This window comes from Paracoccus litorisediminis (assembly GCF_009711205.1).
GTDB classification, from domain to species: domain Bacteria; phylum Pseudomonadota; class Alphaproteobacteria; order Rhodobacterales; family Rhodobacteraceae; genus Paracoccus; species Paracoccus litorisediminis.
The window spans coordinates 295,531-302,437 of record NZ_WMIG01000003.1; the positions used below are offsets into that span (position 1 = coordinate 295,531).

5 protein-coding genes and 1 pseudogene are annotated in these 6,907 nt (G+C 63.3%); 2 read left to right on the plus strand and 4 right to left on the minus strand.

Annotated elements, in window-relative coordinates; translation table 11 throughout:
• From GL300_RS09985 to GL300_RS09995, 3 genes are all read right to left on the minus strand, one after another.
• Entirely contained in the window at positions 1–879 is an 879-nt protein-coding gene (locus GL300_RS09985) for a carbohydrate ABC transporter permease (protein ID WP_155039502.1), read from the minus strand.
• 7 nt (positions 880–886) lie between these two features.
• Positions 887–1,789 (minus strand): carbohydrate ABC transporter permease, encoded by a 903-nt coding sequence (locus GL300_RS09990; protein ID WP_155039475.1) that lies wholly within the window; start codon positions 1,787–1,789, stop codon positions 887–889.
• 66 nt (positions 1,790–1,855) lie between these two features.
• Positions 1,856–3,085, minus strand: a complete 1,230-nt coding sequence (locus tag GL300_RS09995) for an ABC transporter substrate-binding protein (RefSeq protein ID WP_155039476.1) — start codon at positions 3,083–3,085, stop codon at positions 1,856–1,858.
• A gap of 207 nt (positions 3,086–3,292) precedes the next feature.
• Here GL300_RS09995 and GL300_RS26170 point away from each other — a divergent pair, with 207 nt between their 5' ends.
• Entirely contained in the window at positions 3,293–5,740 is a 2,448-nt protein-coding gene (locus GL300_RS26170) for a beta-mannosidase (RefSeq protein WP_170297651.1), read from the plus strand.
• A complete protein-coding gene (locus tag GL300_RS10000; protein ID WP_170297652.1) occupies positions 5,737–6,780 on the plus strand; it encodes a LacI family DNA-binding transcriptional regulator in 1,044 nt (347 codons plus the stop codon). Before GL300_RS26170 ends, GL300_RS10000 begins: the two co-directional genes overlap by 4 nt.
• Positions 6,781–6,804: 24 nt before the next feature.
• On the opposite strand, the pseudogene GL300_RS27410 reads toward GL300_RS10000, so the two are convergent.
• Positions 6,805–6,907, minus strand: a pseudogene (locus GL300_RS27410) (IS30 family transposase); the annotation flags it as partial.

Here is a 6,907-nt window from a genome sequence, read left to right on the forward strand (position 1 = left end):
CTATCCTTTGACAGCGCCCGCCGCGATGCCGCGCACGAATAGGCGGCCCGAGACGAAATAGATGAGAAGCGGAACAAGGCCGGTCAGGATCGTCGCGGCCATGTTGACGTTGTATTCGCGCACCCCGGTCGTGGTGTTGACGATATTGTTCAGCTGCACGGTCATCGGGTAATATTCGGGTCGGGTGAAGACGACGCCGAACAGGAAGTCGTTCCAGATTCCCGTGACTTGCAGGATCACCGCGACGACGATGATCGGCAGCGACGAGGGCAGCATGATCCGGAAATAGATGCCCCAGAAGCCGGTGCCATCGACGCGGGCGGCCTTGAACAATTCCTCGGGCAGGGTCGAGAAGTAGTTGCGAAACAGCAGCGTCAGGATCGGCATGCCGAAGACGGTATGGACCAGCACCAGCCCGGTCAGCCCGCCATAGATGCCCAGTTCGCGCAGCAGGATGACCATCGGATAGATCATCACCTGATAGGGAATGAAGGCCCCGATCATCAGCACGGCAAAGAACGCCTCGGCCCCCTTGAAGCGCCAGTTCGCCAGCGCATAGCCGTTGATCGAGGCGATCAGGATCGAGATGATGACCGAAGGTACGGTGATCCGGACCGAGTTCCAGAAACCCCGCTGCAAGCCGTCGCAGTTCAGCCCGGTACAGGCCTGCGACCACGCCTTGACCCATGGCTCAAAGGTGGCCTCGACCGGCGGGGAAAAGATGTTGCCCAGACGGATCTCGGGCAGGCCCTTCAGCGAGGTCACGACCATCACATAAAGCGGGATCAGGTAATAGATCGCGACCAGCACCAGCGTGCCATAGATCATGATGCTGCGCGGGGATATCCGGCTGCGCGGCCGTGGCCCGCGTGCTTCCATTGCGAAGTCAGCCACGTTTCCGCCCTCCGAATTCAAGATAGGCCCAGGGGATGATGATGATGGCGACTGTCAGCAGCATCATGGTCGAGGCGGCGAAGCCCTGCCCGAGGTTCTGGTTCAGGAACATCTGGTCATAGACATATTTCGCCGGAACCTCGGACGAGATGCCGGGCCCCCCGCCGGTCTGCGCGACGACAAGGTCATAGACCTTGACGATGCCCGCGGTGACGATGACCAAGGTGGTGACAAAGACCGGGCGCAGCATTGGCACGATGACCAGCAGATAGGTCTTCCATGCCGGGATGCCGTCGACGCGGCTGGCCTTCCAGATCTCGTCGTCGATGCCGCGCAATCCCGCCAGCAGCAGGACCATGACAAAGCCGGTGCCCTGCCACAGCGCCGCGATCACCACGCCGAACATCACGATGCGGCCATTGTTCAGCGGGTCAAAGGTGAAGCTTTCCCAGCCCATGCCGCGAATGATCGACTGGACGCCGAAATCGGGGTTGAGGATCCATTGCCAGATCACCCCGGTCACGACGAAGCTCAGCGCGAACGGGTAAAGCAGGATGGTGCGGAACATCCCCTCGAAGCGGATCTTCTGGTCCAGCAGGCAGGCCAGCAGGAAGCCGATCACGAATGAAAACACCAGCATGCAGATGCCGAACAGCACCAGATTCTGGATGGAGATCAGCCACTTGTCGCTGGCCCACAGGCGTTCGTATTGCGCGGTTCCGACGAAATCCAGTTTCGGCAGCAGGCGCGACTTGGTGAAGGAATGCAGGATCGTCCAGGCCGAGAAGCCGACAAAGACCACGCAGGCGGTCAGGATCATCGGAATGGCGGCGATCTTGGCGTTGAGGTTCCGGAACAACCGGGACGGGCGTCCGGAGGCGCTGGTCTTGGCCATGATGGGTTCCCGTTTGGCAGGGCAGGGATGGGGCAGGGGGCTTGCGCGCCTCTGCCCCGGACGGCGTCAGCTGTCGAATTGCAGGATGTCGACCAGACCCTTTTTCACGTCGTCGATCGACATGTCGGGCTGGTTGAAATACTGGACCATCATATCGGCCAGCTGGGTGCCGGCATCCGCCGACAGCGCCTGATCCAGACCCTGGATGACCGTGCCCTTGGCAAGGATGTCCAGACCCTTGCGCATGCAGTCATTGGCCGTCGCCAGATCGACATCGCCGCGCACCGGCATCGAGCCTTTCTTGAGGTTGAAGGCCACCTGCGCCTCGGGCGAGATCATGACGCGGGCCAGATCCTCTTGCGCCTTGGTGATGGCGGGATCGTCGACCTTGGGGAAGTAGAAGGCGTCGCCGCCGGTCGAGACGATCTCGGCCAGACCCAGACCGGGCAGGCAGGTGTAATCCTTGCCCGCGACCTTATCGGCGATGGCGAATTCGCCCTGCGCCCAGTCGCCCATGATCTGACCCCCGGCGGTGCCGTTGATGACCATGGTGGTCGCCTGGTTCCATTCCTGCACGTTCGACCCGGTGGCCAGTTCGCGCGCGGTTTCCAGCGCGGCAAAGGCCTTTTCCATTTCCGGGCTGGCGACGGCCTCGATGTTCTTCTCGTTGAACACCTTGCCGTAAACCTCGGGTCCGGCAATGGCCGCGATCACGTTCTGCAGCACCAGCGAGGCCTGCCACGGCTGCTGACCGATCACCAGCGGCTGGATGCCCGCCTCGCGCAGCTTGGGCGCTGCGGCGACGAATTCGTTCCAGTCCTTGGGCACCGGCACTCCGGCCTTTTCATAGGCGGCATTCGACAGCCACAGCCACAATTGCGAGTGGATGTTGACCGGAACGCAATAGATCTGGCCGTCGATCTCGCAGCTTTTCAGGATCGAGGCGGGATGCACGATGTCGCGCCAGCCATCGGCCTTGGCCACGTCTTCCAGCGAACGCATCAACCCGGCCTCGACCAGTTCCTGTGCCTGTTGGCCGTGGTTGAACTGGGTGGCGCCCATCGGGTCGCCGCCGGTGATCCGGCTGATCATGACCGGGCGGGCGGTTCCCCCCGAACCCGCGATCGCGCCGTCCACCCATTTGTTGCCGGTGGCGTCAAAGGCCTTGGCGAATTCGGCGACAGCAGCCGCCTCACCGCCCGAGGTCCACCAATGGGTGACCTCGATTTCCGTCGCATAGGCGCCCCCCGCGAAGCAAATCGCCGCCGTCGCCCCAAGCAAAAGCCGTTTTGTCATGTTTCCTCCCCCTGAAACCGTTCTTGGTAGAATCAGTTGCAGGTTTAACGTTAATCCCATGCGGCCCCTCCCTCCAAGAAGTTTTTTCAGGCCGCCAATCGGGCAACATTGCTGACTGAACTGTATTTATCGTTGACCAAGGCAAGAATGGCGCGGTAAGCCTGAATTGCATGGTGTAACGATACACCAAAACCCGGAGCGCATCTGATGGACATGCAGCAGGAACGCAACCCGGCCGAGCGGTCCCTGGATCGCGGCTGGAACCTGACCCGGATCGGCGGGGCGGAATCCCTGCCGATGGATTTTCCGGGGGACATCCATTCCGTGCTGCTGGCGCATGGCGTCATCGCCGATCCCTATTGGCGCGACCGGGAAACCAGCCTTGACTGGGTGCATGACAGCGAATGGCTGGCCGAGCGCAGCTTTGCCTTTGACGGGGCCGAGGGGCGGCAGACGCTGACGCTGGAAGGGGTCGACTGCCATGCCGTCGTGACCCTGAACGGCATCGAGATCGGCCGCCCGGCCAGCCGTTTCCTGCGCCATGATTTCGACGTGACCGACGCGCTGGTGCGGGGCACGAACCAGCTGTCGATCCGCTTCCTGTCGAACTCGGCCGTCGCGCGGGACAAGGCCGCGAGCGCACCGTTCCCGGTGCCGCATATCCATTGGAACAACCGCCTGCCGCATTACAATTTCCTGCGAAAGCCGCAATGCGATGCGGGCTGGGACTGGAACATCGCGCTTAGTCCGATCGGCGTGCATGGCGGTATCCGTCTGCGGCGCAGCGCCGCCCTGCGGCTGGATGATGTGGCTCTGCGCCAGATCCATCAGGGCGGCAAGGTGCGGCTGGAACTGGACCTGCTGACCGAGGTTTTCACGCCCATCGTCACCGATGCCGTGCTGCGCATCGACGGCAAGGTCAGCACCGAACGCCTTCAGCTTTGGCCGGGACCGAACCGCAGCCGCATCGCGGTCGAGATCGACGATCCGCGCCTGTGGTGGCCTGCCGGGCATGGCGCGCAGGACATGTATGACCTTGACCTGCGCATCGGCGACCAGACCCGCAGCCTGCGCATCGGCTTGCGCCAGATCGAATTGCTGACGGACGCCGATGATATCGGCCACCGCTTCGCCTTTCGCGTCAACGGGCGTCAGATCTTCATGCGCGGCGCGAACTGGATTCCCGCCGATGCGCTGCCTGCCCGCGCCACGCCGCAAGCGGTCGCCGACCTGCTGGACAGCGCCGCTCTGGCCAATATGAACATGATCCGGGTCTGGGGCGGTGGCTGCTATGAGCCGGATTTCTTCTATCAGATGTGTTCCGAACGCGGGCTGCTGGTCTGGCAGGATTTCATGTTCGCCTGCAACCTTTATCCGGCGCAGGACCGCGAATGGCTCGATCTGGTCCGGCTTGAGGCTCGCCAGCAGGTTCGCCGCCTGTCCGCGCATCCCTGCATGGCGCTGTGGTGCGGCGACAATGAACTGGTCGGCGCGATCGGCTGGTTTCCCGAAAGCCGCAAGGACCGCGACCGCTACCTTGCGCTTTACGACCGGCTGAACCACGCGCTGGAGGAGGTCGTCGCGACAGAATGCCCCGATGTGCCGTGGTGGCCCAGTTCTCCGTCAGTCGGGCCGCTGAATTTCAGCGATGGCTGGCATGACGATACCAGCGGCGACATGCATTTCTGGGATGTCTGGCACTCGGCCAAGGATTTCGAACATTACCGCAGCGTCCAGCCGCGTTTCTGTTCTGAATTCGGCTTCCAGTCCTTCCCCTCGGCGCGGGTGATTGCCAGCTTTACCGATGCGGCCGACCGCAACCTGTCCTCGCGCGTGATGGAGGTGCATCAGCGCAATCCCGGCGGCAACAGCCGCATCGTCGAGACGCTGGTCCGCTATTTCCCCTTTCCCGACCGGTTCGAGGATCTGGTCTGGCTCAGCCAGATCTCGCAGGGCTTGGCGATGAAAACCGCGATCGAAAGCTGGCGGCTGTCAAAGCCGCGCTGCATGGGCACGCTGTATTGGCAGTTGAACGACACCTGGCCGGTGGCCAGCTGGTCCAGCCTTGAATATGGCGGCGGCTGGAAGGCGATGCATTACATGGCGCGGCGCTTCTATGCCCCGGTGATGGTGGCGGCCCGCCCCGATCCGGCGACCGGGGAAATCGTGCTTACGGCGGTCAATGACACGCCCGCGCCGGTCGCGCTGACGGTTGCGCTGCAAGCGGTGCGTTTCGCGGGTGCGGGGCAGGCCTTGGGCGAATGGCGCGTCACCTGTCCGCCGGACCGCGCCGTCGAAATCGCGCGGCTGCCGGGCGTCGCCGCCGATGCCTTTCTGCATTTCGACTGGCAGGACGACAGCGGCGCGCATCAGGGTCAAAACGAATACCTGCCACTGCGGCCCAAGGAATATGACCTTGGTTCGCCGGTCATCTCTGCCACGCCCGGCATGTCGCCCGAGGGTGTCCCTACGGTGACACTGACAAGCGACCGTCCGGCGCTTTGGGTGACATGGGATCTGGGCGGCGATACGATATGGTCCGACAATTGCATCACCCTGCTTCCCGGACAGCCTCGGACCTTGCAGGCGCTGCGCCTCAGGCGGGCGCGGCTGCCGGTCCTGCCGCCCGAGGCGAGGGCTTTGAAAGGTCCATGATGGAGCGCCCCCCGAACACCCCACCCGTCACGCTCAAGACCATCGCGGGTGAGCTTGGCGTGTCGGTCACCACGGTCGCGCGCGCGTTGAAGGACGGCCACAAGATCGGCCCGGACATGGTCCAGAAAGTGCGCGAAACCGCCGAGCGTCTGGGCTATGTCCGCAATCTGGAAGGGGCCAAGCTGCGCACCGGCAAGACCCTGATCGCCATGGCACTTCTGGATTTCGCCGATGAGGAAGAAATCGGCGATTCCGGCACGGTCGGTTTGCTGAACGGCCTTCACAAGGGGCTGGCCGGGACCGATTACGCCGTGCGCGCCGTGCCCGCGACCCATGACAGTCTGGGCCGCATCCACGAGGTCGTGCGCGGCCGTCTTGCCGACGGCGTGATCTTTGACCTGATCGAGTTGCAGGACGCCCGCGTGCGCTACCTGCTTGAGGCCGATTTCCCCTTTGTCACCTTTGGCCGGACCGAGCTGTTTTCGGAACATGCCTGGTTCGATGTCGATAACGAATTCGCCGCCTGGCAAAGCACCGATGCGCTGCTGCGTGATGGCTGCCGCCGTATCGCCATGATCGACGGCGACACCCGCTATACTTTCGTGCGCCAGCGCGTGCGCGGCTATGAACGCGCGCTGCGCGAACACGGGATCGAACCCGACCCGGTCCTGCGCCACCATTCCCGCCTTGCCGCCGACGTGGCGCGGGCGGCAGCGCCGCCGTTGCTGGAGCGGGGGGTGGACGGTTTCGTCTGTTCGAACGAGTTGACGTTTCTGGGTGCACGGGCGGGTGTGCGCGACCGCATCGGTGACGAGGTGCGCGGCATCGGTTTTGCCCTGCGCTCGGGGACGCGGATCGACCGCTATGTCGCGACCAAGGTCCACGCCTCGCATTTCTCGCATCGGGCGACGGGTCAGGCGCTGGCGGAACTGCTGCTGAAGCGCATCAACGGCACCGACCCGCGCCAATGCCAGAAACTGGCAAGGACCACGCTGATCACGACCATGGACGGGCGTGAGCTGGTTGTGGTTTCAGGCTGAGCCGCGACCCTGACGTTCATGAGGTTAGGGCAGGGGGTCGATTTCGGACATCAGTTTTTCTCGGAAGACTTCGGCGGGGGTGCGATAGCCAAGGCGTGGCATTGAGCCGGTGACAAATGGCGATGAT

Bases quoted from the DNA above. Each gene is read 5' to 3' on its own strand.
- GL300_RS09985 (WP_155039502.1), bottom strand. From the start codon at position 879: ATGGAAGCACGCGGGCCACGGCCGCGCAGCCGGATATCCCCGCGCAGC.
- GL300_RS09990 (WP_155039475.1), bottom strand. From the start codon at position 1,789: ATGGCCAAGACCAGCGCCTCCGGACGCCCGTCCCGGTTGTTCCGGAAC.
- GL300_RS09995 (WP_155039476.1), bottom strand. From the start codon at position 3,085: ATGACAAAACGGCTTTTGCTTGGGGCGACGGCGGCGATTTGCTTCGCG.
- GL300_RS26170 (WP_170297651.1), top strand. From the start codon at position 3,293: ATGGACATGCAGCAGGAACGCAACCCGGCCGAGCGGTCCCTGGATCGC.
- GL300_RS10000 (WP_170297652.1), top strand. From the start codon at position 5,737: ATGATGGAGCGCCCCCCGAACACCCCACCCGTCACGCTCAAGACCATC.